At 34.6% G+C, this 26,247-nt stretch carries 27 protein-coding genes; 6 read left to right on the forward strand and 21 right to left on the reverse strand.

Going from position 1 to position 26,247, the window contains the following annotated elements; all coding sequences use genetic code 11:
- Nucleotides 1-32: 32 nt before the first annotated feature.
- The 4 genes from ACNQGD_RS11340 to ACNQGD_RS11355 all read right to left on the reverse strand — a co-directional run bounded on the left by ACNQGD_RS11340 (nt 33) and on the right by ACNQGD_RS11355 (nt 5,401).
- Nucleotides 33-782 (reverse strand): shikimate dehydrogenase family protein, encoded by a 750-nt coding sequence (locus ACNQGD_RS11340; protein ID WP_417999343.1) that lies wholly within the window; start codon nt 780-782, stop codon nt 33-35.
- Nucleotides 782-2,179, reverse strand: coding sequence for a tetratricopeptide repeat protein (locus tag ACNQGD_RS11345; RefSeq protein ID WP_417999344.1), 1,398 nt, complete (start codon nt 2,177-2,179; stop codon nt 782-784). The genes ACNQGD_RS11340 and ACNQGD_RS11345 overlap by 1 nt, the downstream gene beginning before the upstream one ends.
- Before the next feature lie 261 nt (nt 2,180-2,440).
- The gene (locus ACNQGD_RS11350) at nt 2,441-3,628 is read right to left on the reverse strand and encodes an aspartate aminotransferase family protein (RefSeq protein ID WP_417999345.1); all 1,188 of its coding nucleotides are present in this window, start codon (nt 3,626-3,628) and stop codon (nt 2,441-2,443) included.
- Nucleotides 3,629-3,769: 141 nt separating this feature from the next.
- On the reverse strand, nt 3,770-5,401 hold the full coding sequence (locus ACNQGD_RS11355) for an OstA-like protein (RefSeq protein ID WP_417999346.1): 1,632 nt from the start codon (nt 5,399-5,401) through the stop codon (nt 3,770-3,772).
- Nucleotides 5,402-5,679: 278 nt separating this feature from the next.
- On the opposite strand from ACNQGD_RS11355, the gene ACNQGD_RS11360 reads away from it, so the two are divergent.
- The gene (locus tag ACNQGD_RS11360; RefSeq protein WP_417999398.1) at nt 5,680-7,545 is read left to right on the forward strand and encodes an alpha-amylase family protein; all 1,866 of its coding nucleotides are present in this window, start codon (nt 5,680-5,682) and stop codon (nt 7,543-7,545) included.
- Nucleotides 7,546-7,628: 83 nt separating this feature from the next.
- Here ACNQGD_RS11360 and ACNQGD_RS11365 read toward each other — a convergent pair whose 3' ends face one another.
- From ACNQGD_RS11365 to rsfS, 7 genes are all read right to left on the reverse strand, one after another.
- Nucleotides 7,629-8,402 (reverse strand): superoxide dismutase, encoded by a 774-nt coding sequence (locus ACNQGD_RS11365; protein WP_417999347.1) that lies wholly within the window; start codon nt 8,400-8,402, stop codon nt 7,629-7,631.
- 90 nt (nt 8,403-8,492) lie between these two features.
- Nucleotides 8,493-8,762 (reverse strand): acyl-CoA-binding protein, encoded by a 270-nt coding sequence (locus ACNQGD_RS11370; RefSeq protein WP_417995067.1) that lies wholly within the window; start codon nt 8,760-8,762, stop codon nt 8,493-8,495.
- Nucleotides 8,763-8,764: 2 nt separating this feature from the next.
- Nucleotides 8,765-9,415, reverse strand: a complete 651-nt coding sequence (locus ACNQGD_RS11375) for a phosphatidylserine decarboxylase family protein (RefSeq protein WP_417999348.1) — start codon at nt 9,413-9,415, stop codon at nt 8,765-8,767.
- Entirely contained in the window at nt 9,405-10,295 is an 891-nt protein-coding gene (locus ACNQGD_RS11380) for a phosphatidate cytidylyltransferase (RefSeq protein ID WP_417999349.1), read from the reverse strand. The genes ACNQGD_RS11375 and ACNQGD_RS11380 overlap by 11 nt, the downstream gene beginning before the upstream one ends.
- Before the next feature lies 1 nt (nt 10,296).
- A complete protein-coding gene (locus ACNQGD_RS11385; RefSeq protein ID WP_417997094.1) occupies nt 10,297-10,899 on the reverse strand; it encodes a lactate utilization protein B/C in 603 nt (200 codons plus the stop codon).
- A 117-nt stretch (nt 10,900-11,016) separates the two neighbouring features.
- Nucleotides 11,017-12,945, reverse strand: a complete 1,929-nt coding sequence (gene ftsH / locus ACNQGD_RS11390) for an ATP-dependent zinc metalloprotease FtsH (RefSeq protein WP_417997095.1) — start codon at nt 12,943-12,945, stop codon at nt 11,017-11,019.
- A 19-nt stretch (nt 12,946-12,964) separates the two neighbouring features.
- Nucleotides 12,965-13,336 (reverse strand): ribosome silencing factor, encoded by a 372-nt coding sequence (gene rsfS / locus ACNQGD_RS11395; protein WP_417995072.1) that lies wholly within the window; start codon nt 13,334-13,336, stop codon nt 12,965-12,967.
- Between the two features lie 97 nt (nt 13,337-13,433).
- Here rsfS and ACNQGD_RS11400 point away from each other — a divergent pair, with 97 nt between their 5' ends.
- Nucleotides 13,434-14,162 carry a biotin--[acetyl-CoA-carboxylase] ligase gene (locus ACNQGD_RS11400; protein ID WP_417999350.1) on the forward strand — a complete coding sequence of 243 codons (729 nt, stop codon included), beginning with the start codon at nt 13,434-13,436 and terminating at the stop codon, nt 14,160-14,162.
- 76 nt (nt 14,163-14,238) lie between these two features.
- On the opposite strand, the gene ACNQGD_RS11405 is transcribed toward ACNQGD_RS11400, so the two are convergent.
- Both ACNQGD_RS11405 and pyrE read right to left on the reverse strand, forming a co-directional pair.
- Nucleotides 14,239-14,631 carry an SRPBCC family protein gene (locus ACNQGD_RS11405; protein WP_417995074.1) on the reverse strand — a complete coding sequence of 131 codons (393 nt, stop codon included), beginning with the start codon at nt 14,629-14,631 and terminating at the stop codon, nt 14,239-14,241.
- Between the two features lie 27 nt (nt 14,632-14,658).
- The gene (gene pyrE / locus ACNQGD_RS11410; protein ID WP_417995075.1) at nt 14,659-15,306 is read right to left on the reverse strand and encodes an orotate phosphoribosyltransferase; all 648 of its coding nucleotides are present in this window, start codon (nt 15,304-15,306) and stop codon (nt 14,659-14,661) included.
- A 7-nt stretch (nt 15,307-15,313) separates the two neighbouring features.
- Between pyrE and ACNQGD_RS11415 the strand changes: the two genes are divergently transcribed.
- Nucleotides 15,314-15,916 carry an NUDIX hydrolase gene (locus ACNQGD_RS11415; RefSeq protein WP_417995076.1) on the forward strand — a complete coding sequence of 201 codons (603 nt, stop codon included), beginning with the start codon at nt 15,314-15,316 and terminating at the stop codon, nt 15,914-15,916.
- An 8-nt stretch (nt 15,917-15,924) separates the two neighbouring features.
- On the opposite strand, the gene ACNQGD_RS11420 is transcribed toward ACNQGD_RS11415, so the two are convergent.
- Nucleotides 15,925-17,655, reverse strand: coding sequence for a M14 family metallopeptidase (locus ACNQGD_RS11420; protein WP_417999351.1), 1,731 nt, complete (start codon nt 17,653-17,655; stop codon nt 15,925-15,927).
- Nucleotides 17,656-17,810: 155 nt separating this feature from the next.
- Between ACNQGD_RS11420 and ACNQGD_RS11425 the strand changes: the two genes are divergently transcribed.
- Complete coding sequence (locus ACNQGD_RS11425; protein ID WP_417999352.1) at nt 17,811-19,160, forward strand: DEAD/DEAH box helicase; 1,350 nt, start codon at nt 17,811-17,813, stop codon at nt 19,158-19,160.
- 221 nt (nt 19,161-19,381) lie between these two features.
- Here the strand turns inward: ACNQGD_RS11425 and ACNQGD_RS11430 are convergent, their stop codons facing one another.
- The 4 genes from ACNQGD_RS11430 to ACNQGD_RS11445 all read right to left on the reverse strand — a co-directional run bounded on the left by ACNQGD_RS11430 (nt 19,382) and on the right by ACNQGD_RS11445 (nt 22,279).
- Nucleotides 19,382-19,960, reverse strand: a complete 579-nt coding sequence (locus ACNQGD_RS11430; protein ID WP_417999353.1) for a PhnA domain-containing protein — start codon at nt 19,958-19,960, stop codon at nt 19,382-19,384.
- A 146-nt stretch (nt 19,961-20,106) separates the two neighbouring features.
- On the reverse strand, nt 20,107-20,562 hold the full coding sequence (gene coaD / locus ACNQGD_RS11435) for a pantetheine-phosphate adenylyltransferase (protein WP_417999354.1): 456 nt from the start codon (nt 20,560-20,562) through the stop codon (nt 20,107-20,109).
- A 40-nt stretch (nt 20,563-20,602) separates the two neighbouring features.
- A complete protein-coding gene (locus tag ACNQGD_RS11440; RefSeq protein ID WP_417999355.1) occupies nt 20,603-21,295 on the reverse strand; it encodes a DUF421 domain-containing protein in 693 nt (230 codons plus the stop codon).
- Nucleotides 21,296-21,304: 9 nt separating this feature from the next.
- Entirely contained in the window at nt 21,305-22,279 is a 975-nt protein-coding gene (locus ACNQGD_RS11445) for a D-alanine--D-alanine ligase (protein ID WP_417999356.1), read from the reverse strand.
- A gap of 218 nt (nt 22,280-22,497) precedes the next feature.
- Between ACNQGD_RS11445 and ACNQGD_RS11450 the strand changes: the two genes are divergently transcribed.
- Together ACNQGD_RS11450 and ACNQGD_RS11455 are read left to right on the forward strand one after the other, a co-directional pair.
- Nucleotides 22,498-23,121, forward strand: a complete 624-nt coding sequence (locus tag ACNQGD_RS11450) for a PASTA domain-containing protein (protein WP_417999357.1) — start codon at nt 22,498-22,500, stop codon at nt 23,119-23,121.
- Nucleotides 23,111-24,154, forward strand: a complete 1,044-nt coding sequence (locus ACNQGD_RS11455; protein ID WP_417997101.1) for an RluA family pseudouridine synthase — start codon at nt 23,111-23,113, stop codon at nt 24,152-24,154. The genes ACNQGD_RS11450 and ACNQGD_RS11455 overlap by 11 nt, the downstream gene beginning before the upstream one ends.
- Nucleotides 24,155-24,222: 68 nt before the next feature.
- Here ACNQGD_RS11455 and ACNQGD_RS11460 read toward each other — a convergent pair whose 3' ends face one another.
- The 3 genes from ACNQGD_RS11460 to ACNQGD_RS11470 all read right to left on the reverse strand — a co-directional run bounded on the left by ACNQGD_RS11460 (nt 24,223) and on the right by ACNQGD_RS11470 (nt 26,103).
- Nucleotides 24,223-24,549: a helix-turn-helix domain-containing protein gene (locus ACNQGD_RS11460; protein ID WP_417999358.1), complete on the reverse strand. Its 327-nt coding sequence runs from the start codon at nt 24,547-24,549 to the stop codon at nt 24,223-24,225.
- 57 nt (nt 24,550-24,606) lie between these two features.
- Nucleotides 24,607-24,849: a type II toxin-antitoxin system RelE/ParE family toxin gene (locus tag ACNQGD_RS11465; RefSeq protein WP_417999399.1), complete on the reverse strand. Its 243-nt coding sequence runs from the start codon at nt 24,847-24,849 to the stop codon at nt 24,607-24,609.
- A gap of 228 nt (nt 24,850-25,077) precedes the next feature.
- Nucleotides 25,078-26,103: a DUF2971 domain-containing protein gene (locus ACNQGD_RS11470; protein ID WP_417999359.1), complete on the reverse strand. Its 1,026-nt coding sequence runs from the start codon at nt 26,101-26,103 to the stop codon at nt 25,078-25,080.
- Nucleotides 26,104-26,247 lie beyond the last annotated feature (144 nt).

Genomic DNA, 26,247 nt, shown 5'->3' on the forward strand with positions numbered 1-26,247 from the left:
AATACGTGTAAGAAGTTAAGTCCGTATTTAGATTATTTATTCCAAATCTTCCACGCTTTCTCCGCTTGAAAAATTAGCATATCCAAGCCATTTTTGATTTGTGCTCCTTGTTGTTTTGCTTTTTTAAGGAATTGCGTTTCGGCGGGATTGTAAATCAAGTCAAAAGCAATGTGCTTCTCCGTAAAAAACTCATACGGAAGTAAAGGATATGCATCCACATTAGGGCTAGTTCCTACCGGTGTAGCGTTAATTATGATTTGGTAATTGTCAAATGTAGTAGCATTGATTCGGTTATAGTCGATTGCATTTTCTTTGGCTTCTCTCGATACGAAAGTATATGTAATATCCAGTTCGTCTAATGCATACGCAACCCCTTTAGAAGCACCTCCTGTTCCTAGAATCAAGGCTTTTTTATGGTGCGGTTGCAATAACGGTTCTAATGATTTTTTGAAACCATAATAATCGGTATTGTAGCCTTTCAACTTTCCCTTTTTGGTGATTTTAATGGTGTTTACAGCACCAATCAAAGCTGCTTTTTTAGATAATTTATCCAAAAACGGAATTACTGTTTCTTTATACGGAATGGTAACACTCAATCCTTTTAAATCCAAGGTGCTCTTAATTACCTCGGGAAAGGCACTTATTTCAGAAATATCAAAATTTTCATAGGTGCAACCGGCAAAGTTTTCGCTAGTAAATTTATCGGTAAAATATCCTTTAGAAAAAGAATAATTAATGTTGCGTCCCAGTAACCCAAAACGTTTTCTAACTATGTCAACCATTATTGTTTTTTATGTTTTGCAATGTAATTCTGTACCATTTTTTTTGCCCATACCACAGGGAATAAGTCTTCTAAAAGGATATAATTGTCAAAATTCAATCGTAAGGCATTGCTTAAATGGAATTTTGCTTTTGTATTGTCTGTTAGCATAAAATACAATCCTGCCAAGCGGTATTCAACTTCATTCTCCTCCGGAAAATATTCTGAAGCTTGTAATAACGTTTGAATGGCACTTTCGAATTCCCCTAAAAACTGAAGAATATCTACCCAAAACAACCAAGTGTCCAGTCCGGTATCGCCAAACTCTACCGCTTTTCTATATCCAAATTCAGCTTCTTCAAAGAAGTTCATTTGTTTATTTATAGTCGCAAAACGTTTCCAATACAAACGATTTTGATTGTCAATTGCTAATGCTTTGTTGACATAAAATAACGCTTTTTGGTAATTTTTTTGACGTACGTAAAAGTCAGTGATGGCAATCCAGCCTTTGTCTAAAAGTGGATCTTCGTGCACGGTTTGATTAAAATACTTTAATGCTAAAGCTTTGTTTCCTAATTTTTCATAACATTTCCCCATGCGAAGTAAAGCATACGAAGTCGCGTCATCTAGTTCGATGGTTCTGCTGTAGCTTTCAATAGCTTCATCGTATTTTTTTAAACGTTCAAAAGCTTTTGCTTTTTCCATGAAAGCGCCAAGGAATTCATCATCGATTAAAGTGGCATAATCAAAGGCGCGAATCGCATTTTCATATTCTTTAACGCCGTAATGCAAACGCCCCAGTTGGTGCCAAGCAATTTCGCTGTAGGGATTTTTGTCAATGTATTTATTCAAATAGGTAATTGCCTCTTGGTTTTGATCTAAAAATTCAAAACAATAAACCACGTTATACAATGCGGATTGGTCTTCCAGATCTTCTTCTAAACACTTGATAAAGCTTTCTTTTGCCATTTCAAGATTGTCCATAAAAAGATATTCCATACCAATTAAATTAAAGACATCAGCATAATCATCGGTATATTTTAACGCTGTTTTTAATAATTCAACAGCCTTTTCGTGTTGGTCTCTTTTAGAGCAGATGTTGGCTTTTTGAATGTAAATTTCTTCATTGGTTGGTTCAATGGCATACAACTCATTCAATAGCTTTTCTGCTAGTTCGAGTTTGTCATCATAGACAAGCATTTCCACTTGAACTAGTTTTAGTCCGGTAGATTTTGGATGTTGTTCCAGTGCTAGTTTGAGCGCTTTTTTTGCCAAAGCGGCCTTACCCATATCGAGATAATGAAGAATAATTTCTTCAAATTCTTCGGAGTCGAAAAAGAGCACTTTGTTGGTTTTCAACATGGACTCAAATTTAGACAGGGATAAGTTATAGTCTTCTTCTTCGTTGCTTAATTGCATACTGTGTGTTTTTAATTTGGCCTAAATAAATTTAGGGAATCGTGCGTGTACTGTGAGGGAAAGTTAGAATTGTTGTGAACAATTTAATTAACAAAAAAAGTTTTAGTTTAAACGGATGCCGTAGCCATGATAAGAGTGGAAATCCTTTTACTTTTTTCTTTAAAAAGTAAAAGATTATAACGGATAGCAGGAATTAGCTCCCAATTTTTTTAATTGTTATGAATAACTATTGCTATTTCTGCAAGCACAAATTGTTAATCATTATTCTTCAATCATCATTTCATCCATTACTTCTATTATAATGCTACAACCTTCTCGTATTTCTTCTTCAGAAATAGTCAGCGGAGGCGTTATTCTAATAGCGCATCCTTCAAAAAGCAACCAGAATAAAATGAGTCCTTTGTCTTGACATTTAAGAATCACTTCATTTGTTATATCGGCACTTTTAGTCATTGCGGCCAGCATTAATCCTTTTCCTCTTATTTCTACTATCAAAGGATGTACCAAAAGTGATCTAAATAGCTTTTCTTTTTCCATAGCTTGGGCCATGAGATTGGTTTCAGTAATTTCCTGCAAAGTCGCCAAACAGGCTGACGCAATGACAGGGTGGCCTCCAAAAGTTGTGATGTGACCCAGTTTAGGATTATCGCTCAACAAATCCATCATAGCAGAAGAGGCTGTGAAAGCGCCTACCGGCATGCCACCTCCCATCCCTTTTCCCATAACTACGATGTCAGGAACGACATCGTAATTTTGGAATCCAAAAAGTTTTCCCGTTCTTCCAAAACCTGGCTGTATTTCGTCGAGAATCATCATCGCACCGACTTCTGTACAGCGCTCGCGCACTTTTTTAAGGAAATCATGCTGTGGCTGAATAAATCCGGCACCACCTTGAATGGTTTCCAGAATAATTCCTGCCGTTTTGGTTGTTATTTTTTGTAAATCTTCTTCGTTGTTGAACGTGATAAAATCCACATCAGGAATCAACGGACGAAAGATTTGTTTGCGTTCTTCAAAGCCCATGACACTCATAGACCCCATAGTATTGCCGTGATAGGCATTATGACACGAGATCAACCGGCTTCTTCCGGTACTTCTTCTGGCGAGTTTTAAAGCGCCTTCAATGGCTTCCGTTCCTGAATTGACCAAATAGGTTTTGTCTAAAGGAGCGGGCAGGAGCGAGGCTAATAATTTACAATATTGAACCGCCGGACTTTGCGAATATTCACCATACACCATTACGTGCGAGTATTTGTCTAACTGATCTTTGATGGCCTGGTTTACTCTTGGGTGTTGGTGTCCCAATGTGCAAGCCGAAACGCCGGCCACAAAATCCAAGTATTTCTTAGAATTGGTATCGTAAATATAAGAACCTACAGCATGTGACACTTCCATACCCAATGGATATGGTGAGGTTTGGGCTTGGTATTTTAAGAAATCGGTATTCAATTTTTTTAGAAATTTAACCGCAAAGTTCACGAAGTTTTTTCGCAAAGTTCACGAAGTTTTTTAAAGGTTTTTTTTTAATCGGATATCCTGAAATCTGATGTGTGTAACTTGAGACTGAAAACTGCAACTGAACACTGAACACTATTTTTTTCCTTTCTTCTTATCGTAATTTAGCGTTTCTTTCCTGATTTTCATAGGAACATCCTCTTTGGCTTCTGCAGCTTTGGTTGCTTTGTCTATTTTATCGTTGTCTTCATTTTCTTCGGGAGGAAAAATATCGTCTTTGGATTTTATTCGTTCATCACCACGCCAGACTAATCCTCGGAGTTTTCGTGCATTTTCAGGCAAGTCTTTTTCGGGGAAAATATCGCCATCCACTTGTTGAAAAAAGGTGATGGTTTCGATCGCATTTTCTTCTAAAATAAGATTAATTTTACTACTTACATTTTTATTGATACCAATGAGTTCTTGCGCTTCGTTGCGCATGTAATATATGACTTCGGCATTTTTTATAATATCAACATCGTGGAGTTTTCCGTCTTTAAATTTTCCATAGAGATTTTGTCCCTTTACTTGATTATAGCCGGTTCCCAAGGTGTCTTTGGAAACTATAAACGTATTATTGAGCACTTTAAGCGAATCTAGTTTTTGGGTATTGTTGTCTCCTATGAGATGCATTACATCGCCTGTTATTTGATTTTCAGCATTCCAAAGTATCGGATTTCCAATCATTTTAGTCAAAGCTGTTTTGGAACTTGAATGAATCGAATCACATTTGCCACTCATATCAGTTTTAAAAAAGCGGACATTGTTGAACGCTCTGATAATTCGGTTTCCTTCTTTTCCTGTTACCATTAATTTTTTTCCATGGATGTAAACCGAGTCGTTTTCGACCAAATTCACAGCTACGGCTCTTTTGGTGACATACATAGAATCCAGTTTTTTATACACTTCGGCATAATGTCCTTTTACAATTCCGCGATTGATGGAATCCGTTATTTTTACATTTCGTGTTGCCGATGCAAATTCCCGGTTTCGGTCATAATACAAACTGTCACCTTTAATCACGCGATCATCGTATCTGATATACGATTTATTCAGGAAATGCGCCAGATTTTTTTTGGTGTCATAAAACCCTTTTTCGGTATAAATATAATTGGCTTTACTGGTAATTGTTGATGGTCCAAAAAGATAGGAATGCCCAGAATTACTGAAATAATCCAAGTGATTGGATTTAATTACATACGTTGGATTTGTGATGGTAACCGCGGTCAGGAATTGGAATTTCTTTTGTTCTACATAATACCTTCCTGAATTGCTCTTTAACGTATTGTCTTTATTGGTAATTGTCCCTGGCGTATCGTAAAATACTTCTTGAATGTTTCGGTCAAAATTGATTATTTCTGTCACCAAAGTCGCATCGGGAGAACTCATTACGGCATCTCCGGAAGCATACGCTTTTTTTACATTTCCATTGTATTCCGCGTATTTACTGTTGAGGAATAAAGTATCCCCTTGCACCATTTGTACATTTCCAAAAGCCTTGATGTAGTTCTCCTTTTGGAAATAATACGCTTTATTACAGGTCATTACTACGCCATCATGATTGACACGTACATTTCCGATAAGTAATAATGCATCGGGAATTTCTACCTGATTTACATCGGCAAAATCAGAGTTTTCTACAATGATTTTTTTTGGAGCTTGCGCCAAAACCAAATTAGTAACAAGCAGTATCAAACAATAAGGAAGGAAAAATAGCGATTTCTTCAATGGATTTAATTTTTGTCAAATTTATGAAAAAGGAAACAATCCTAATCCATATTAGGATTTATTTATAATTAGTCAAAAAGGCAGAAAAAGCTATTGTTGACTCTTTTTAAAGTTATTAACAATTAGTGGTACTCCTTCGATGTAGTTTCTACTTATGCGTCCAGAATTATTTAATTTCAAACGATATAGACTTCTTTTATTTAAAAAATATTAAATTTAAAAATTGATATTCATTTTACTATAAAAAGAATTGAAATCAGTATAAATAATTTTATATGATGAAAAAAATAACTATTGTTGCAGGGATAAGCGCGGTGCTTTTGGCAACAGCTTGCAAAACGAAAGATTTAAAAATGAACACAGAACCTAAAGAGTCAGTCTCTAATAAAAAAGAAGTTGTATATCAGGTTTTTACCCGATTATTCGGAAATAAAAATACCACAAACAAGCCTTGGGGAACTATCGAAGAAAATGGAGTAGGGAAGTTCAACGATTTTTCGGATACAGCATTACAGGAAATAAAGGATTTGGGAGTTACTTATGTTTGGTATACTGGAGTTCCACATCATGCTGTTATTCGGGATTATTCAGCTATTGGTATTTCTAACGATGATCCTGAAGTGGTCAAAGGGCGTGCAGGTTCTCCGTATGCCGTAAAAGATTACTATAATGTAAATCCAGATTTGGCTGTAAATCCAGCGAATCGTTTGCAAGAATTTGAAGCTTTGATTGCGCGAACTCACAAAGCGGGATTAAAAGTGATAATTGATATTGTTCCGAATCATATTGCACGCAAATATGAAGGCAAGAGCAATCCGCCAGGTGTTAGGGATTTTGGAGCTGATGATGACACAACTGTTGAATATAAAAGAGACAATAACTTTTATTATATTCCAAATACACACTTTGAAATTCCCGATACAGACAAGCCGTTAAACGGAGAAAAGAATCCATTAATTGATGGGAAATTTGAAGAAAGTCCCGCAAAATGGACTGGAAACGGTTCCCGTTTAGCCAAACCTGATAAAAATGACTGGTACGAAACCATAAAAGTAAATTATGGAATCCGTCCGGATGGCTCCAAAGATTTTCCGGAACTTCCGGCCGGTTTTGATACTAAATCGTATCAGGAGCATTTTGATTTTTGGAAAGGAAAAGACGTTCCGAATTCTTGGGATAAATTTAAAGACATTGCGTTGTATTGGACCGCAAAAGGAGTTGACGGTTTTAGATTTGATATGGCCGAAATGGTGCCGTATGAATTTTGGAGTTATATGAATTCAGCCATTAAAGTAAATAATCCGGATGCTTTTTTATTAGCCGAAGTCTACAATCCTCAAGAATATAGAAATTACATTCATTTGGGAAAAATGGATTATTTGTATGATAAAGTAGAAACGTATGATAAGTTAAAAGACATCATTCAAGGAAGAGCATTACCGGATGGATTATCAGACATACAAAACGGAATGGCAGATATTGAACATCACATGTTGCATTTTTTGGATAATCATGATGAACAGCGTTTAGCAAGTCCTGAATTTGCAGGAACGCCACAAAAAGGGAAACCATTGATGATGGTTTCTACGACCATAAGCACTTCGCCTACAATGGTTTATTTTGGTCAGGAAGTAGGAGAAGCTGGAAATGAAAATGCAGGATTTGGAACCCATTCCAGAACATCAATCTTTGATTATATTGGAGTTCCCAATCATCAGCGTTGGATGAACGGCGGTAAATTTGATGGCGGTCAATTGACAAAAGATGAAAATGAGTTGCGTGATTTTTATAAAAAATTGCTGAATTTCTCTTTGAACAGTTCGGCTTTGATGGGGAAACATCAAGAAATCCAAACGATGAATCGCCAAACAACTCAAGGATATGATCCTGGAATTTATGCGTTCACACGTTGGTCAGATTCTCAAAAACTAATCGTTGTCACTAATTTTTCTTGGATTACCACCAGCAATTTCGAATTGAAAATTCCTTCAGATATTATCCAAAAATGGAATTTAAAAGATGGAAATTACACATTAACAGATCAATTATACCATAAAAGTTCCGTTCAGCTGCAGGTTTTGAATGGTGAAGGAAAAGCGCAAATTATAATTGCACCTTCAGAATCGTTTATTTATCAATTGTAGCATGAGTTTTTGTAGTAACAAAAGGGTAAAAAAAAATGCTGATATAGATGTATATCAGCATTTTTTTAGGATAAAAGCGAAAGCTATTTTTTTGCAACAGCGTCATAATTCTCTTCTACTTTTCTCCAATTGATTACATTGAAAAAGGCATCGATATAATTTTTTCTTCGGTATTGATAGTCTAAATAATACGCGTGTTCCCAAACGTCTAAGGCTAATAGTGGAGTCCCAGGAACAACTGCATTACGCATCAAAGGATTGTCTTGATTAGGAGTACTTGTTACCTGAAGTTTTCCTGTTCTGTCTAGAATAAGCCAAGCCCAACCGGAACCAAATTGTTTTGTAGCTTCGTTTTTGAATAATGTCATAAAGTCTTCAAAGGAACCAAAATCTTTAATAATTGCTTCTGCTAATGCATTTTTTGGTTCATCTCCAGCTTTGGGAGCCATACATTTCCAATATAAGGAATGATTGTAAAACCCTCCGGCATTGTTACGAAGAGCAGCGTCATTAGGATCTAATTTTGACAATACTTCTTCGATTGTCAAATTTTCTAAAGGCGTTCCTAACACCGCTTTATTTAAATTATTAGTATAGGTAAGATAATGCTTGGAATAATGCATTTCTAAAGTCGTAGCTGATATATTTGGCGCCAACGCATTATATGCGTAAGGTAATTTTTCTAGCTGAAAAGACCCTTCTTCTGCTTTTACGTCATCAGGAGATCCCATTATAACTACAGTTTGTTCGGTTGTCGGTAAGGGAACTTCTACAACCTCAGTTAATTTCTTATTGTTACAAGAAATTAAAGTGATAAATAAAAATAAAATAGTAATTAAAAATTTTAGCTTTTTCATATGAAGATAATATTTTTTTTAGAGGAATAGGGTATCGTGATTCTTCATTCCTGTTTGAAATTTGGAATCATGGCGATTTCATAATTCGCATTATTTTTTGATCAGTATGTTAATTATTTCTATGTATTGTTCTTTGGCTTGTTCAGGACTTAGATGACTGATTTGCATCCAAGCATTAGTTTTAAATGCATCTCTCAAATGGTATGATGATGTTTGTTTTAAATCTAAAGTTCCAAAAGTAGCTTGTTTATAAAAAGCATAAAGCCGCAATTGTACATCTTGAGGTAAAGATGCCTGCGTCATTTCAGAGGCGATTTCTACTGCTTCTAAAAACCGAGTATCTAAATCTTTTTCAATCATGCTTATTTTATAGCAATAATAGTTTTTCCTCCGATTGCTTTTTGATTCAGTACAACATTTACTTGTGTGCCTAATGGTAAAAAGATATCCACTCTTGAACCAAATTTTATAAAACCAGCATCCGTTCCCTGAATTACTTGCATTCCTTCTTCGGCGTAATTTACAATTCTTCGTGCTAAAGCTCCAGCAATTTGACGATATAGAATTTCACCAAAGGTTTTGTTTTCGATGACAACTGTAGTTCTTTCATTTTCTTCACTGGCTTTAGGATGCCAAGCCACCAAGAATTTACCAGGATGATATTTACTGAATTTTACAATTCCACTTAATCCATAACGCGTAACATGAACGTTTATTGGAGACATGAAAATGGAGATTTGCAAACGTTTATCTTTGAAAAATTCGCTTTCAAACACTTCTTCTATAACAACAACTTTCCCGTCTACAGGAGCAAGAATATGATTTTCATTGATTATGACTGTTCTTTTTGGATTTCTGAAAAATTGCAGAATGATAATTAAAAGTAACAATGTAGCTATTTGTATAGCCATTTTGATCCAGTTCGTGTCAATGAAATTGTCAGACAATAAAAGGACAACAGCTGTAAAAATTGTTCCTAATAAAATAGATTGGGTTCCTTCTTTATGAAACATAGTTTAAAATTTTATAAAATAAAAATATAATTGGTGCTACAAATATAACACTATCTAATCGATCTAGTATGCCTCCATGGCCAGGCATTATGTTTCCGCTGTCTTTTACGCTCGCTATACGCTTGAATTTTGATTCAATTAAGTCTCCTATAGTACCTGCAATTCCAACAATAACAGCTATAGAAGTCCAAATTAGTATCGACCTGTCGCTGAATTCAGGATTGGCTTTTATGTAGTATTTTGAGATTAAATAACCCGCCAAAATCGCAAAAATGATTCCGCCAAGAAACCCTTCAATTGTTTTTTTAGGAGATATCTTTTCAAATAATTTGGTTCGGCCTATAGATTTGCCTACAATATAGGCAAAGGTATCATTGGTCCAGATTAAGATAAATAATCCAATTATAATTTTTGGATTATAATCATTTATTCCAAATGAAATTTTAGTGATAAATACAAATGGCAGAATGATATATCCTAATAAATAGAGGTATTTTGATGAAGTGCTTATTTTTTGAATGTTATCATAAAATAAAAAAAGGATGCATTTTATGGAAACAACTAATGCTATGACCAATAAAACGAGATCTAGTTGTTGGGTATTTACTGCTATTTCTAAATCAGTATTGAATATCTGATTGATAGTATCGGTAGTGATTTTATTGTAATGGCTTACTAAAGTTACTATGGTATATAGAGCAGTTCCAAAAAAAATTGGAAATATTTTATGTATTTGGACTAAATTACAAAATTCATAAACTGCAATAATCAGAAATATACCAAAAAGGATAAAAAAGCTTTCAGTAGAATATAAAATAGAAGCGAGTAATAATATAATATAAATAGCTCCAGATATACCTCGTTTTAGAGTTTCATTCATCTTAAAGATCTTCTAAAAGCAATAAATATAGATTTTTTGCTGAACTTCCATATTGTGTAAAATCTTCTTCTTTAGCTTTTTCGAAATATTTTATTGTAGTAATATTGGTAGGATAATCTCTCTCGTATTTCTTTTTTATAGCACTAAGTCCGTCGCTTTTTGCAGAAAGGATTTGGCTTGTATTCGCTAAAATGATAATATTTGTAGGTAACTCGTTTGGTTTATTTTGTTTAATTTGTTTAGAGGAGAAAAGAATTGAACCTTCATCAGCAATTAAATTTTCACAACTTGCAAGAAGAAACTTAGGGCTTACGGGTTTGTTGTAAACAAGCTTATTATCATCAAGCATTCCAAAAAGAGTTGGCTCATAGCACAAAACTTCGCTTTCAAACCAATCGTTTTCTTCTAATATGTTTTCAAATTGTTCTTTTACTTCTTCAGAGTTTTCGCAATACAAAAACTTACCACCATTTTTTTTAAAATTGTAGATAAATTTCTCATCTATAGAGGTCGCATTATCAGTAATGGATTTACTAAATTCACTTTCTTGATCTTCATCAGAAGCCGGATTGCTAGAACCAAAAATTTTTCTAAAAAGACTCATATTTTTGTAAAATACTATAATTTGTTATTTGAAAACGTCCAAAGATAAAAAAATCTTAATTCAAAAGTAGTTTTTGAATTAAGATTTTAAAAATAATTAAATAATTTATTGTGTTTTCTAAGATACTACTTCCTCAAGATTTTTATCAAATGTTCTTTTCCCGAAAATAGCTTCTAAGTCATCTTTAAAAATGACTTCTTTCTCGATTAAGATATTTGCCAGTTGATTTAGTTTGTCTTTATTTTCTTCTAATATTTGAATGGCTCTTTGATACTGACCTTCAATAAGTAATGAAATTTCTTCATCAATAACTCTGGCTGTTTCTTCTGAATAAGGCTTAGAAAAATTATATTCACTTTGTCCTGTTGAATCGTAATAAGTTACGTTTCCAATTTTTTCATTCAACCCATAAACAGTTACCATAGCACGGGCCTGTTTTGTAACTTTTTCTAAGTCGCTCAATGCACCAGTCGAAATTCTATTGAAAGTTACTTTTTCAGCAGCTCTTCCACCCATAGTCGCACACATTTCGTCTAGCATTTGGTCAGGACGAACAATTAAACGTTCTTCAGGCAAGTACCAAGCGGCTCCTAAACTTTGTCCTCTAGGAACAATGGTTACTTTAATTAACGGAGCTGCATGTTCTAGCATCCAACTAACTGTTGCGTGTCCAGCTTCATGAATAGCAATTGCTTTCTTTTCGTCAGGCGTTACAATTTTATTTTTCTTTTCTAGACCACCTACAATTCTATCTACAGCATCAAGGAAATCTTGTTTATCAACTGCGGTTTTGTTGTTTCTTGCTGCAATCAAAGCCGCCTCATTACACACATTTGCGATATCAGCACCAGAAAAACCTGGAGTTTGTTTGGCTAAAAAGTCAGTATCTAATCCTTCAATTTTTTTCAAAGGAGCAAGGTGTACTTTAAAAATTTCAGCGCGTTCACGAATATCTGGTAAGTCTACAAAAATTTGTCTGTCAAAACGACCTGCACGCATTAACGCTTTATCCAGTACATCAGCTCTATTTGTTGCTGCTAAAACAATTACATTAGAATTAGTACCAAAACCATCCATTTCTGTCAGCAATTGATTCAATGTATTCTCACGTTCGTCATTTCCGCCTGACATGTTACTTTTTCCTCTTGCTCTACCTACTGCATCAATTTCGTCAATAAATATAATCGCTGGGGATTTCTCTTTCGCTTGTTTGAATAAATCACGTACACGTGAAGCACCTACACCCACAAACATTTCAACAAAATCAGAACCTGATAATGAGAAAAATGGTACTTGCGCTTCGCCGGCAACGGCTTTTGCCAATAAGGTTTTTCCAGTTCCAGGAGGTCCAACCAGTAAAGCTCCTTTTGGTATTTTACCCCCCAGGTTAGTGTATTTTTCAGGATTTTTCAAGAATTCAACAATTTCTTGTATCTCTTCTTTTGCTCCTTCTAAACCAGCTACATCTTTAAAAGTTGTTTTGATATCTGTTTTTTCGTCAAAAAGTTTAGCTTTTGATTTTCCAATGTTAAAAATCTGTCCGCCACCGCCACCAGCGCCACCACCAGACATTTTTCGCATGATAAATATCCAAACCGCTATAATAATAATGATTGGCAATAAACTGATTAAAATATCCGACCAGTTGTTTTTTGGTAAGAAATTAAAATCTTTCAATTTACCTTCAGTAACGGCCGTTTCTAGTTTGGTTTGAAAAATTTGATCGTTACCAATATCAAAAGAGTAATGAGGTCCTTTGTTGGGTCTGTCGAAAACGTCTTTAGAAACTTTTTTGTGTGCTGCATCTTTCAATGCTGTTGCATTAAGAAAAACTTCAGCTTCTGTTTTATTATAAACTATAACTTTCTCTATCTGGCCTTTTTGTAAATACTCGTTAAATTTGGAAGCAGTTAATTGACCCGGCTCGTTTAAACTAGAACCGCCAGTTAAAAAACTTATAAACAAGAAAATTAATAATATTGCAGTATAAATTAACCAAGGGCTTACTTTAAACTTATTCGAATTTGGATTATTATCTTTAGCCATTACTAGGAGTTATGTTTCTTTAGTATTTGTTTTGTATGGTCGTTATTTTTGCATCGCCCCATAAACTTTCGATGTTGTAATATTCACGAATGTGTTTTTGAAATACATGAACCACAATATTTACATAATCCATTAGTACCCATTCTGCATTATCAGTTCCTTCAACATGCCAAGGCTTGTCTTTTAATTCTTTAGATACTGTTTTTTGAATCGAGTTGACAATAGCGTTAACTTGTGTATTTGAATTACCATTGCAGATTATGAAATAGTCGCAAACTGCGGTGTCTATCTCTCTTAAATCAAGAATATCAATATCATTTCCTTTTACCTCTTCTATCCCCTTAATGATGTTCGCTAGTAGAACATCATTATTTATAGTCTTTTTCGCCATGAATTATTTTTATGTATAAGTTTGTAAAGTTACCATTTTTTGTGATTATTTTTGAACCTTAACACAATATTAAATTCTGTTTCACAAAAAACTATATATGAAACTAATCAAACTCGATGCCATAGATTCTACAAACGAATTCCTTAAAGGGTTATCGAATAAACAAGACTTAGAAAACTTTACAGCGGTTACTGCAGAAGTTCAAACAAAAGGCAAAGGCCAAATGGGCGCGGTTTGGTCTTCGGAGGCTAGTAAAAACTTAATAATGAGTGTTTTGGTTAAGGATTTTTTGACGGATATTTGTCAGATTTTCAACCTGAATATTGCCGTTTCACTTGCTGTAATTGAAGTTTTGGAATCATTCAAAATTCCTGATCTTAGTATAAAATGGCCTAACGACATAATGTCATACAACAAAAAAATAGGTGGCATTTTGATTGAAAATAGCATCAAAAGTGACGGAACCATTATTTCTATTGTAGGTTTAGGGCTAAATGTAAACCAAACCAATTTCGAAAATTTACCAAAAGCCTCTTCTTTGGCGGTTATTTGCAATGAAAAATTCGATAAAGACGAACTTCTTTTTTCCATTTGTGATACAATAGAAAAAAATGTGAAGGTATGCAAACACAATGCTACTGATTTATGGTCTGCTTACAGTGAGAAATTATATAAGAAAGGTTTGCCAATGCCTTTTTCAGATCAAAAGGGACAAAATTTCATGGGGATTATCCAAGGAGTTTCCTCGGTTGGAAAGCTAAAAGTTCTTCTGGAAAATGACAGCATTGCTGAATTTGATATTAAAGAAATTCAAATGTTGTATTAACACTCATTGTTGTAATTATACAAGAAACCCTTTCAGTTAGTACTGAAAGGGTTTCTTGTATTTTTTAACTATTTTTTTATAATTTGGTCATATTCCCTGCCAAAGTTTCGATGAATTTCCCAATGGGACCTTTAATCATCATAGCCATCATGGGATTAAAATCACCTTCGAAATCAAGTTTTACATCACTGGAGTTCTCAGAAATTGAATCGATGTTCGCTATCAATGTAAAGGGAAGTTTATCACTTGCCGCTCCAAGAACAATTTTACTTGAAGCTACTTTTTCTTTCATTTTTAGCTTAATTTCTGGCATCCCTTTCAATCCAAAAATAAAAGCATCGTCACCTATAACTTCAAATTTTGCAATGTTTTCAGGCATTAATTTTTCAAAATTTTTGACATCACACAACAAATCAAATAATTCTTGAGCTGATTTTTGGACATTAACTTTTGGACTTTCTAAATTCATCTTTTGGATATTTATTTATTCGATTGCTTAAACTTCAACAGTCCAAGTGGATGGACTCACATTCCATTCTCTTAAAGTTTGCTCTTCCTCTTCCGTAATATATCTTTTAGCAACAGCTAAATTCAATAAATTTTGATAATTGCTCAGTGTAAACAAATCGATGTGTGCATTTTTAAAGTTCTCTTCAGCAACTTCAAAACCATACGTAAATATAGCTGCCATGCCTTTTACATTGGCACCAGCCTCACGCAAAGCTTCTACAGCTAGTAAGCTACTGCTTCCGGTGCTGATCAAATCTTCTACAACAACAACATTTTGTCCTTTTTGTAAAAAACCTTCCACTTGGTTTTGTCTGCCGTGTTTCTTTGGTTCTGGACGAACATATACAAATGGTAATCCTAAACTCTCCGCTACAAGCATTCCAATTCCTATTGCTCCGGTGGCAACACCAGCAATAACATCTGGTTTACCAAATTGTTTCTCAATATTTTTGGAAAATTCATCCCGAATATAATTCCTGACTGCTGGAAATGAGAGGATTAATCGGTTGTCACAATAAATAGGCGATTTCCATCCAGAAGCCCATGTAAAAGGATTTCTTGGATTCAATTTAATTGCATTTATTTGCAATAGAAATTCGGCTGTTTTTTCGGCTGTATCTTTATTAAAAATCATAGTACAAATGTATAAAGTTTTTGTTAACGACAAACCACTTTTTTTGACAAATCACATCTCTAAAGAGACAGATTTTCAATTATTCTTATTAGAAAGTATTGACATAGAGCAACTTATAGTAAAAATCTTTCAAAATAAAATTAATAAAGCTTATTTATATCATCCTGATGAAAGCTTGATTATGAAGACTTTAAAAGCTAAAATTCCAGTCACCAAAGCTGGTGGTGGTTTAGTTTACAACAAAAAAGGGGAAGTGCTTTTTATTTTTAGAAACGGAAAATGGGATTTACCCAAAGGCGGAATCGAAAAAGGAGAGGAAATCCAGGAGACTGCCATGCGTGAAGTAGAGGAAGAAACGGGCGTAAATGGATTGACGATTTCTCATAAACTTCAAAAAACATATCACGTTTTTAGACGTAATGGAAAATATAAACTAAAAATTACGCATTGGTTCGAAATGCAGTCTGATTTTGAAGGAACGCCAGAGGGGCAATTAGAAGAAGGAATCGAAAAGGTGGCTTGGATGAATCCAGAACAAATCAAAGAGGCATTAAAAAACTCTTACGAGAACATAAAATTATTATTTGAAGAAGAAAAACTCCTAAAATAGGAGTTTTTTTATTTTAGAATGCGATAGACTGGATATTGTAAATGTGCTTTTTCATAATAGATAGAATGTTTGTAAATCCAGTCCAGTTGTGCTTCGGGATTATTGATAAAGTTTACGTCACTTTGTTTTTTTAATTCAAATTCGGCTTTTAATTTTGGATTTTCTTTTAAAATCTGTGTTGCTGAATCTTCAAAAACATAATCGGAATAGCCTTCTTTTTGCTGTAACATCGTATCAAAAAAGTTCCAGTTGAAAAAAGAATCAATTGCTTCGGGTTCTAGTGTTTCCAGTAAATATTTGATTCCCTTTTGCTGTGTGGGAATAACGTAATCCCCTTTGGCGAAAGCCACTTTCTCTATTTTAGAAGTCACCGTTGTGTTTCGGTGTAAATAATGGCCTTCATAGGCTGAGTTTACGGTTTTAAAATCAGCAATTCTATAGCTTTCCACTTCAATTACAGTATCCTTTTTTAGTTGCGTATACGTGATTGTATTGCTTTTTAATAATTCAATCACCGGCCAAAATCCTCTTGGAATGATATATGCTTCCGGAATGATTATCTCTTTTACTGATTTGAATTCCTTGCTGTACGGAATGTCTTTTTTGAATGGTTTTGTACGGTTATAATACAAGCGGTTCCCAGATGTCACATCACTTTTTTTATAACTGGCTTCATAGCCTAAAAAAGAAAAAGGAATTGTTCTGGTACTGTCAATTTCCCATTTTATAGGGTACGATAGCTGGGGGCCATACTGCTCTTCATTTCTCAATCGCAGTTGCTTGATTTTTATGTAATTAGCATCCGTAAAATCAATTGCGGAACGCATGTATTCGTACGTCACTTTCACGCGATCGGCATATTTTTTAAGCATGTGCGTTTCCACCACAAACCCAATAGTATTGAACAACGAAGTGTAACCTGTTGCAAATCGTGGGCTTTCAAAAAATTGACCAAAACCTTTGTCCGGCGTGTCCTGAAAAGCATTAACATAAGGCGTGCTTTCGATGTTCTTTCTTTGTAAATCTTTGACCAAAGCGGGCATCATTTCGGTGTTTAAAAAATCACCTAAAACAGTTCCCAATTTATTATGTTGGGTCATAATGTAAGTCAATTTGTATTGGTAATCTGCGCCATTGCTAACGTGATTATCTATAAAAACATCTGCATTTATTTTATGAAATATTTCCACAAAACTTTTGGTGTTTCGGGTATCTGATTTGATAAAATCTCGATTCAAATCGTAGTTTCTGGCATTGCCTCGAAAGCCATAGATTTCCGGTCCATCCTGATTCGCTCTTGAAGTGGAATTTCTGTTTAAAGCGCCTCCAATATTATACACCGGAATACAAACAATTACGGTGTTTTTAGGCGCTTTTATTTTGCCTAAAGCCAAGTCTCGGAACAATTGCATACTGGCGTCAATTCCGTCCGGTTCGCCTGCGTGGATGCCGTTATTGAGCAGAATTACCGCTTTGTTTTTTTTGATGATTTCAAAATCAAATTGCTTTTCAGGATTAAAAATAACCATGTGCAACGGTTCACCGCTGTCTGTCAATCCCATACTTTGCATTTCGATAGTAGGAAAATCATCGGACAGAAGTTTGTAGTACGCAATTGTTTCTTGGTACGATGCAGATTGATTTCCATTTCCTTTTTCGAAAAAAGTATCGTATTTATTGTTTTTTTGTGCAAATGAACTGATGGAGAATAGTAAAAAAAGGAATGTGAAAAATCTCATATTTCGGTTTTTAAATGAAATCTCAAATGTAGCTTTTTTTTGATACGGATTGTAATGATGCGACTAAAAGGAAACTACTGGTTTAAAAGAATGAAAATTTAGAATTCAAAATTCATTACTCAGAATTAAAAATTACCTTTGCCAAAATAGAAAAAATGAATAAGAAACACCATTCCAACAATATACTTTTGAATTTAGGCATCGAAAGCCTGAACGAAATGCAGGAAGTAGCACAAGATACGATACTTAACGACAATAATGTTTTATTGCTTTCGCCAACAGGTTCCGGGAAAACTTTGGCTTTTTTGTTGCCTATTTTAGAAATGTTACAGCCTGAAATCCAATCGGTTCAATGTTTAATTTTGGTTCCATCTCGCGAATTAGGATTGCAGATTGAGCAAGTTTGGAAAAAAATGGGAACTGATTATAAAGTAAATGTATGCTACGGCGGACATTCCATTGATACCGAAATTAAGAATTTAAGCAATCCACCAGCAGTTTTAATAGGAACTCCGGGAAGAATTGCGGATCATATCGACAGAGGAACTTTCCGTGTGGATAAAATCCAAACGTTGATTCTGGATGAGTTTGACAAATCGTTGCAATTGGGTTTCCATGAGCAAATGTCATTTATCATTGGAAAATTAACGAAACTCAACAAACGCGTTTTGGTTTCGGCCACTTCCGATATTGAGATTCCAAGATATACTAGAGTAGTAAACCCAACGATTTTGGATTTCATTCCAGAAAACTTAGCAGAAACGAATCTCTCCATGAAAATGGTTGTGTCAAAAGAAAAAGACAAAATCGGAAGTTTGTTCAACTTGATTTGTTCGTTGAAATCGCAATCGGCAATTGTCTTTTGTAACCATCGTGATGCTGCGGAACGTATCAGCGATACGTTGAACGAAAAAGGAATTTATGCCACGTATTATCATGGTGGAATGGATCAGGACGAGAGAGAACGCGCGCTAATCCAGTTTAGAAACGGAAGTGTGAGTTATTTAATCACAACTGATTTGGCAGCCCGTGGACTTGATATCCCCGAAATGAATCACGTAATTCATTATCATTTACCATCCAAAGAAGATGAATTTACGCATAGAAACGGACGTACAGCACGTATGCTGGCTTCTGGAACGGCGTATATTATTGCTCATGAAAGTGAGAAAAAGATGGATTACATTGATTATGGTATGGAAGCTTTGAAAATCGAAAATTCCACTTCATTACCAAAACCACCTGAATTTCAAACCATTTACATAAGTGGCGGTAAGAAAAATAAATTGAATAAAATTGATATCGTAGGTTTCTTTTCCCAAAAAGGGAAATTAGAAAAAGGCGATCTAGGATTAATCGAAGTAAAAGATTTTATCTCATTTGCAGCCGTGAAATTCAATAAAGTAAAAGACTTGCTTCATGCTATTAAGGACGAAAAAATGAAAGGCAAGAAATTTAAAATCGAAGTGGCGCGAAAAGTGATTAAGAAAGAAGAGGAAAATTAGTGTTCAGTTTAAAAAAGTGTTCAGTCCCGACATTTCGGGATTAGTTAGCAGTGAAAAAAGTAGGGCTCAGTATTTTTTAGTGATCAGTAAAAATAGTCTAACAATAAAAAAATCGTTAACAGTAAATCAAATTTACTGTTAGCGATTTTTTGCTTTAATGAAATCTCAGATTACACTTTTTTCTGACCACTGAATTTTTTTATCAACTCAGGCAATGAGCACTATATTTTCTTAACGTATTGTGTAATAATGACAATAGTCTGACCGTCAACTTTGCCTTCAATGTATTCGGCATTTTCGTGATCCAATCTGATGTTGCGTACTGCAGTTCCTTGTTTGGCAACTATACTAGATCCTTTTACTTTCAAATCTTTTATTAAAACCACAGAATCTCCTATTTCAAGAATCACTCCGTTACTATCACGGTGAATTACTTTGTTTTCCTCTTCTTCGCCTTCCCCTGTTGCTTGTGCCCAAGCCAAAGTATCTTCGTCTAAATACATTTGATCTAGTAATTCCTGAGGCCAACCTGAACCACGCAAACGGCTTAACATTCTCCACGCGACCACTTGTACGGCAGTATGTTCACTCCACATGCTGTCATTCAAACATCTCCAATGATTTAAATCTACGTTATCTGGATTTTCGATTTGGTCGATACAGGTACTGCAAGCCATGATACTTTCATCAAGTCCACCTTTTTTGGTTGGTAATACTTCATAGACTTTTAGGTTTTCGGTTGCAGCACAAAGTTCACATTTCGATCCGCTACGTTTGCTTAATTCTCTTTCTACACTCATGTTTGATGGCTTTTATTTTAGGCAAAAGTACGGCTTAACAGCACTTTCCACAAATTTATATTGTTGCTGTTTATTTGTCAAGTCGAGCGCAGTCGAGACTAAATGATACGTCTCGATTGCGCTCGACTTGACGAAATCTCTTAAAATTATTTTACTCTAACGGCATCGGGAACCAGCATTTCATATTGTCCGCCATTGCGGATTACATCCCTCACAATGCTGGAACTGATGTAGGATGTTTTTGCTGCGGTTAATAAAAACACGGTTTCTATTTTTGATAAACGTCTGTTGGTGTGCGCAATTGCTTTTTCAAATTCGAAATCAGCAGGATTGCGTAAACCACGAAGGATAAAATTTGCTTTTAATTTTTTACAAAGTTCAGTGGTCAAACCTTCATACGTAATCACCGAAACTTTAGGTTCGTTTTTGAAGGTTTCTTCAATGAAACGCTTTCTGTCTTCCAGCGAAAACATGTATTTTTTTTCGGCATTGATACCAATGGCAATTACAATTTCATCAAACAACGAAATACTTCTTTTGATGATGTCTTCATGTCCTAATGTAATTGGGTCAAAAGAACCCGGAAATATGGCTTTTCTCATTTTATAAGATATAATTAAATTGAACTTATGTTTTGTTCCATTAGGTTTTTCGAAGTGTTTGTATTGCTTCGACCCATTCCGTTTTTTCACAAACTCTACACTCGGCATTTCCGGGTTTATGGCTTTCAGTATCTCCGCAAAAAGTGCAGGAATAAATACCTTCTGTTGGAATCGTTTTATTTTTTTGTTTGAATAAAAAAGGCAGAATTGGCAGTCCTGGTTGGACATCAAGGTCTTCATAATAAAAAACACTGATTTCGCCACTAGTTTCCATAAAGGCATTTTTTACTTGTCCTAAATGTTCTACCGATTTCAATCGGAGTTCTGAAAAAAATTCATCTTGTGCCAAACTTTCTTTTTTAAAAGTAGCAATTGAAAATTTTCCTTCACTGATGATGCATTCCGTTTTTCCTTCTATAAACTCTTCAAAGCGTTTACTTTTTCCGGTTAGCCAAGTTACTAATCGGTATAAAAGAATTATGACCAGAAATACGGTTATGGGCGGAATTATTCCAACTTCTTCATAAAACATGGGGTCTCCGGCTGCTGATCCTAAAGCAATAATGATGACTGTTTCAAAAACAGATAATTGCTTGACGCCTCGTTTCCCAGCTATTTTTAATGTCAATAGTAGAACTGTAAACATTACAGTGGATCGGAAAATGACTTCTAAAAGAAAGGATTCAGGTAAATCATTGTATAATAATCGGTTCCATTCAAAGATTTCTATCATAATGGAGCGTTAGTTATTTAAAACCAATTCAATCGAATTGCTAAACAAATCTTCCAATGAAATGCCGGCGGCTTTGGCTTGTTGCGGAATCAAACTTTCTGTTGTTAATCCCGGAATAGTGTTCATTTCCAACATGTGTGGTTCTCCGTTTACCAATATAAATTCGCTACGGGAAAAACCTTTCATTTTGAGGACTTCGTAAGCGCGTTTGGCTATTTCGCTCACTTTTTGGGTCATTTCATCCGAAATTCTTGCCGGTGTGATTTCTTGTGATTTACCAAGGTATTTGGCTTCATAATCGAAAAAATCATTTTCCGAAACGATTTCGGTGATGGGTAAAACAGTTACTTTGCCTTTGTAATTAATAACACCGACAGAAACTTCGGTACCGTCAAGGAAACTTTCTATAATAATCTCGTTGTCTTCTTTATATGCCAGTTCTATTGCAATTGGTAATTCAGCGACGGTTTTTACTTTTGAAATTCCAAAACTGGAACCCGCTTTATTGGGTTTTACAAAACAAGGCAAACCAACTTTAGCGACAATTTCGTCAGTATTTATAGCATCGCCTTTGTTTAAGTAATAGGAAGTGGCAGTTTTTATGCCGTATGGCTTCAAAACTGATAATAAATCGCGTTTGTTAAATGTTAATGCTGCTTGGTAATAATCGCAGGAAGTTTGCGGAATATGCAATAATTCAAAATACGCCTGCATCAATCCATCTTCGCCGGGAGTTCCGTGAATGGCATTAAAAACGCAGTCAAAAGTGATTTTATTCCCATCAACTGTTACTGAAAAATCATTTTTATCAATAGGGAATTCTGCGTCATTAGCATCAACATAGACCCATTTTTCTTTGAAAATATGGATTCGGAATCCGTTGTATTTCGTTTTGTCCAGATATTGATAAACGACGTTTCCGCTGATAAGTGAGATTTTATACTCGCTGGAATATCCGCCCATGATGATGGCTATGTTTTTCATTTTGTATCGTTTTGTTCTTAGTTGTTCGAATAAATAATAAGGTGTTTTTGGCACTAGATTCTAGCCCCGATAGCAGTGGAAATCCTTTTTATCAGCCTTTTCGGCGGATAAAAAGATTATAACGAATAGCGGGAAATAGCTCCAAAAAGCATTAAACAAAATTATCATTTTTTTTGAAACGAATTAGCTTTATCTTTGCCACATATAAAAATAAATTTATGAGTTTACGGAAGTATCTTACCAGTCGTGTGTTTTTAGTGCAAGTGTTAATTGCGATTGCCATTATTGCCACTTTGGGTTATTTGTTTATGCATTGGTTGACTTTTACAACAGATCATGGTCATGAAATTGCAGTTCCAAATTTGAGTAAATTGACGGAAGAGCAAGTGGAAGAAAAGCTGGATGAGTTGGATTTAGATTATGTGCTTTTGGATAGTGTGGATTATAGAAGTGATTTCCCGCAATTTAGTGTGGTTGAGCAAGATCCATCGCCGGGAACCAAGGTAAAAGTAGGTCGAAAAATATACATAAAAATAAATACTTCGGGATTTTCATCGGTGCGAATTCCTGATTTAGTAAATAAAACCTATCGTGAAGCGGTGCCTACATTGAAAGCTTTAGGACTTGAAGAAGGATCGGTTACGTATGTTCCAAATCTTGGAAAAGATATGGTATTGGAAATGCGTTTCAAAGGAAGAAACCTGAAAGCAGGCGACAGAGTCTTGAAATCATCTAAAATTGATTTGGTTTTAGGAGACGGAAAAATGAGTTATGAAGAAGAAGAAAGTGCTGCGGATACTCTGGCTGCACCAATAGAAGAAACACCAGTTGATGAACAATAATATAGATACAATAGATTTAGAAGACGAGTTATTTGAACATTTCAGGTTTGAAGTTCCTAAAGGTCAAGCGTCTTTGCGGATTGATAAATACCTGATGGGTTTGATTCAAAATGCGACTCGCAACAAAATACAAACTGCAGCTACCGAAGGAAATATTTTTGTAAACGACGCCACGGTAAAGTCAAATTACAAGGTGAAGGCCAATGATGTAGTTCGTGTAATGCTTACGCATCCTCCTTATGAAAATCATATTATTCCCGAGAATATTCCCCTCGATATTGTTTATGAAGACGATACATTGCTATTGATAAACAAATTGCCAGGAATGGTGGTGCATCCCGGTCACGGGAATTACACCGGAACTTTAGTGCATGCGTTGGCGTATCATTTTGATAATTTGCCAATGAACAGCAGCGAACGTCCGGGTTTAGTGCATCGAATTGACAAAGACACTTCGGGATTATTGGTAATTGCCAAAACCGAGGCGGCTATGACGCATCTTGCCAAACAGTTTGAAGCCAAAACGTCCGAAAGAGAGTATGTGGCTTTGGTTTGGGGAAATGTAGCCGAAGAGAAAGGAACGATTGAAGGAAACTTAGCGAGACACTTGAAAGATCGCATGCAAATGGCGGTTTTTGCTGATCCGGAAATAGGGAAACCTGCCGTGACGCATTATAAAGTATTGGAGCGTTTTGGTTACGTAACGTTGATTTCGTGCCAACTGGAAACTGGAAGAACGCACCAGATTCGGGCGCACTTGAAACACATAGGACATCCTTTATTTAATGACGAGCGTTATGGCGGTCATTTGATTTTAAAAGGAACTACGTTTACCAAATACAAGCAGTTTATTGACAACTGTTTCAAAGCATTGCCAAGACAGGCTTTACACGCAAAAACTTTGGGCTTTGTGCATCCTACCACGCGTGAACTGATGCGTTTTGATACCGAACTTCCGCAGGATTTTAAGGATTGTATCGAGAAATGGAGAGGCTATTCAAAATCCCATGGTACAGACGAAGTAGAAGAATAAAATATTAAGAGCCCCGGATTGGGGCTTTTTTAGTTTATTGTTTCAAAGTCGAGACTTAGTACAACTGTCTATGTTAATTGCAAATTTTGTTTTTCAATTGTCACATTAAAATTTATATCCGCTTTTAATGCTTTGAAAACTTTCAATATTGTGTCAATCGTTGCACTATTTGTACTATTTTCAAGTTTAGAAATCTGTGCTTTTTTGACACCAATAAGTTCTCCCAATTGTTCTTGAGTTAAATTTCGTTCTTGTCTGGCTTTTTTAATCATGCGCCCTAGAATATCCATACGAAGTTCATATTGGTATTTTTCTCTTTCTTCAGTGCCAATGTTTCCTATATATTTATCTTTCATTTCTGAAAGTGAAGTCGATTTCATTTCTGTAGTTGCCATGGTATTACTTTTTTGGTTTATTTTTAAAATATTTTGCTCTTATTTTACTTGCTCTTTCTATTTCGTTAGTGGGAATTTTGTCTGATTTTTTACAAATCCGTGGGTTGCAAAAACTAATGTATTTTTATCATCTGTTTTGTCCCAAAAGGCCAATAATCTAATTTGAAGTCCGCCAAATCTTGTTCTAAACTCCCAAATATCATGCTGTAATTTTTTGAATAATTTTGGGTAGTTGGTTTGTTCTGCAATGTCAATGGTATAGAAAACTTTGGAAATCGTTTTTTGGTTCAGTTTTGCTATACATTTCTAGGCTTCTTCTAAAAATCTTGTTTCGAAATATTTCAAACGTTTAATTTTTTATAAAGATATAAAAGTTTCTAAATTTAGAAACGTTTAGTGCATTTTTGATTTTGCTTATTGTAGTGGGTGTATATTTAGAGACTTTTGAGAAGCTGAGCCAGCTTTGTAATTTTAGAATAATTTTATTAATACATTTGTTCTTGTTAAAACAAAAGTTACTTCATCTTTTCATTCTATTACCAATCTTTCTTTTGTACGAATAAGATAATAATCATTGTTTTCGTTCACTTCATATTTAACTCCAGAGTAATAAAGCTTATCTTTTAAATTTTCAAACACATAGTTTAATAATTTCTTTTGACTTTCAAAATTCCAATTTTCTTTACTTTGTTTTAATTTGACTTGAATATCTTTTTCGTCAATTTTGGTAATTTCATATTCTTTAGAATTGAAAAAATTCATTCCTAACGTAATCTCTTCAACTAAATTTTTATCATAATAAGCAAATCGATTTTCCTTTCTCACAAAGTAATCTTCTCGTCCTGATAATCCAGTTTTACTATATGGAACTCCCATATGTTCTTTACTTAAAACAAATCGCCATTCACATTCATAATTCCAATTAATTGATTTAACATTTGTTATATAATATAGGGGAATAGTCATATTTGGAAACTCACTAATATCGATTGGAATTAAATCTTTTGTATAGTTAGTCGGAATAAAACCTAAATATGTATTATTCCCATTTTCGTTTTCGATAATTGTTTCAATGCTTTTTTTTAGTTCTTCTGTTTTAAATTTTATTTGAAAACCTTTTTCTTGAGTATAATGTGGCCACATTAGTGGGTTGTTTTCTTTTGCAGTCATTGAAACAACTCCAAATTTATTTGATAAAACTTCCCAAAAAAGTGAAATATACCCTTTACATAAACTTTCTCTATTAATATCTACTTCGTAGAATTTTACTAATTGTTCTTTGTTGTCAGGATAAAGAAATCCCAAGAAAATTTCATAATAAGAAAAATCAAGTGGTTTTGAAGCCCAAAAAAGGAATGGACTACTATCTAAATAATCATTTAGGTCGTATGGATGGGAAGCATAGAAATAATTTTTTGTCAAAGCATCAACGCTATATTCATTTAAAGCATAAAATTTGAAAATATATTCTGGCTCTTCAATATCATACTCAACTTTCACTTTTGAAGTTCCATTTTTTTTATAAGTGAAATCGTTGTATTCGAACTCTTCCATGTCTGTGATTTTGGGTTTGCTTGTATAAACTGTTTAAACATCTGATAAACCTCAATATTCATCTCTCAAATATAATAAAATTATTCTTACAAATATAAGTTGCTCTTTCTTAAAACTAAATTCATCCTGTAAAAACAGTACGAC

This window comes from Flavobacterium glucosi (assembly GCF_048286535.1).
GTDB lineage: Bacteria > Bacteroidota > Bacteroidia > Flavobacteriales > Flavobacteriaceae > Flavobacterium.

Excerpts from the sequence above, each read along its gene's own strand:
- ACNQGD_RS11400 (WP_417999350.1), top strand. The coding sequence starts at position 13,434 with ATGAAACTAATCAAACTCGATGCCATAGATTCTACAAACGAATTCCTT.
- ACNQGD_RS11405 (WP_417995074.1), bottom strand. The coding sequence starts at position 14,631 with ATGAATTTAGAAAGTCCAAAAGTTAATGTCCAAAAATCAGCTCAAGAA.
- ACNQGD_RS11380 (WP_417999349.1), bottom strand. The coding sequence starts at position 10,295 with ATGAATGAAACTCTAAAACGAGGTATATCTGGAGCTATTTATATTATA.
- ACNQGD_RS11450 (WP_417999357.1), top strand. The coding sequence starts at position 22,498 with ATGAGTTTACGGAAGTATCTTACCAGTCGTGTGTTTTTAGTGCAAGTG.
- ACNQGD_RS11370 (WP_417995067.1), bottom strand. The coding sequence starts at position 8,762 with ATGATTGAAAAAGATTTAGATACTCGGTTTTTAGAAGCAGTAGAAATC.
- ACNQGD_RS11345 (WP_417999344.1), bottom strand. The coding sequence starts at position 2,179 with ATGCAATTAAGCAACGAAGAAGAAGACTATAACTTATCCCTGTCTAAA.
- ACNQGD_RS11420 (WP_417999351.1), bottom strand. The coding sequence starts at position 17,655 with ATGAGATTTTTCACATTCCTTTTTTTACTATTCTCCATCAGTTCATTT.
- ACNQGD_RS11385 (WP_417997094.1), bottom strand. The coding sequence starts at position 10,899 with ATGAGTCTTTTTAGAAAAATTTTTGGTTCTAGCAATCCGGCTTCTGAT.
- pyrE (WP_417995075.1), bottom strand. The coding sequence starts at position 15,306 with ATGATTTTTAATAAAGATACAGCCGAAAAAACAGCCGAATTTCTATTG.
- ACNQGD_RS11455 (WP_417997101.1), top strand. The coding sequence starts at position 23,111 with ATGAACAATAATATAGATACAATAGATTTAGAAGACGAGTTATTTGAA.
- rsfS (WP_417995072.1), bottom strand. The coding sequence starts at position 13,336 with ATGGCGAAAAAGACTATAAATAATGATGTTCTACTAGCGAACATCATT.
- ACNQGD_RS11340 (WP_417999343.1), bottom strand. The coding sequence starts at position 782 with ATGGTTGACATAGTTAGAAAACGTTTTGGGTTACTGGGACGCAACATT.
- ACNQGD_RS11440 (WP_417999355.1), bottom strand. The coding sequence starts at position 21,295 with ATGATAGAAATCTTTGAATGGAACCGATTATTATACAATGATTTACCT.
- ACNQGD_RS11445 (WP_417999356.1), bottom strand. The coding sequence starts at position 22,279 with ATGAAAAACATAGCCATCATCATGGGCGGATATTCCAGCGAGTATAAA.
- coaD (WP_417999354.1), bottom strand. The coding sequence starts at position 20,562 with ATGAGAAAAGCCATATTTCCGGGTTCTTTTGACCCAATTACATTAGGA.
- ACNQGD_RS11460 (WP_417999358.1), bottom strand. The coding sequence starts at position 24,549 with ATGGCAACTACAGAAATGAAATCGACTTCACTTTCAGAAATGAAAGAT.
- ACNQGD_RS11425 (WP_417999352.1), top strand. The coding sequence starts at position 17,811 with ATGAATAAGAAACACCATTCCAACAATATACTTTTGAATTTAGGCATC.
- ACNQGD_RS11360 (WP_417999398.1), top strand. The coding sequence starts at position 5,680 with ATGAAAAAAATAACTATTGTTGCAGGGATAAGCGCGGTGCTTTTGGCA.
- ACNQGD_RS11415 (WP_417995076.1), top strand. The coding sequence starts at position 15,314 with ATGTATAAAGTTTTTGTTAACGACAAACCACTTTTTTTGACAAATCAC.
- ACNQGD_RS11470 (WP_417999359.1), bottom strand. The coding sequence starts at position 26,103 with ATGGAAGAGTTCGAATACAACGATTTCACTTATAAAAAAAATGGAACT.
- ftsH (WP_417997095.1), bottom strand. The coding sequence starts at position 12,945 with ATGGCTAAAGATAATAATCCAAATTCGAATAAGTTTAAAGTAAGCCCT.
- ACNQGD_RS11430 (WP_417999353.1), bottom strand. The coding sequence starts at position 19,960 with ATGAGTGTAGAAAGAGAATTAAGCAAACGTAGCGGATCGAAATGTGAA.
- ACNQGD_RS11365 (WP_417999347.1), bottom strand. The coding sequence starts at position 8,402 with ATGAAAAAGCTAAAATTTTTAATTACTATTTTATTTTTATTTATCACT.
- ACNQGD_RS11375 (WP_417999348.1), bottom strand. The coding sequence starts at position 9,415 with ATGTTTCATAAAGAAGGAACCCAATCTATTTTATTAGGAACAATTTTT.